This is a genomic window from Methylocystis borbori (genome assembly GCF_036576025.1).
GTDB classification, from domain to species: Bacteria; Pseudomonadota; Alphaproteobacteria; order Rhizobiales; family Beijerinckiaceae; genus Methylocystis; species Methylocystis borbori.
Map to the genome: position 1 here is coordinate 1 of NZ_JAZHYN010000102.1, position 743 is coordinate 743.

Sequence of the window (743 nt, forward strand, 5' to 3'; positions counted from 1 at the left end):
CGTCGGCGGCGCGGCGCATGAGCTCATCGAGCAGGGCTTCGTCCTCGGTCGCGCGGCGCGGCGCGAGCCCGTCGCCCTCGACGCGAAACAGGCGGGCGAAGGGCGGCCCGCCCGGATCATGCGGCGCAATGGCGATGTCGCCCGCCGTCGCCGCAGGACAGACGAGTCCGACATCGTCGCCCAGCGCCGCGCCGTAAAATTCGATCTCCACCGTCTCGCCCATGCCGGGCGCGTTCTTTTCCAGGCCGCGGCGCAAGGCGATCCCCTCGGCGTCGACCTCGTCGGGATCAATGAGAAGCGCGAGAAGATTGGCGACGACGATGGGCTCCGCCGTCTCGACGGCGTCGGGATGTTCCTGCAGCTCCCCCGTCGCCTGACGCAGATCGTCGAAAGTGAGCGGATCGACCGTCGGCTCCCCCGCGACGCGCTGGTCCAGCGTCCAGCCTTTCAAACGTCGGCGCTGGTTCATCGCCAGCGCCACCGAGCAGCGACCGAGGAGGGCGGCGCTCTCCTCGATCGAATCGGGAATGCGCAGCCGCAGGATGACGCGCGGGGCGGCGCCTTCGCGCAGCCAATGCTCCATGATGGCGAAAGGCGCTTCGCGCGCGTCCGCGGCCGCCGCCTCGAAAGCCGCAGCCTCCAGCACAAGCCGGCTTTGATAGGCGGGAAAAACGCGCCGCGCCGGCGCAAGGCGGATGACGAGGCGGGCGTCGGCGCGCTCCAGGGCGCGGCGCGCGCCGATC

The 743-nt window shown here is 71.2% G+C and carries 1 pseudogene; it reads right to left on the reverse strand.

Annotation, left to right across the window (positions count from 1 at the left end):
* Nucleotides 1-743 (reverse strand): annotated as a pseudogene (locus tag V3H18_RS16580) (hypothetical protein); the annotation flags it as partial.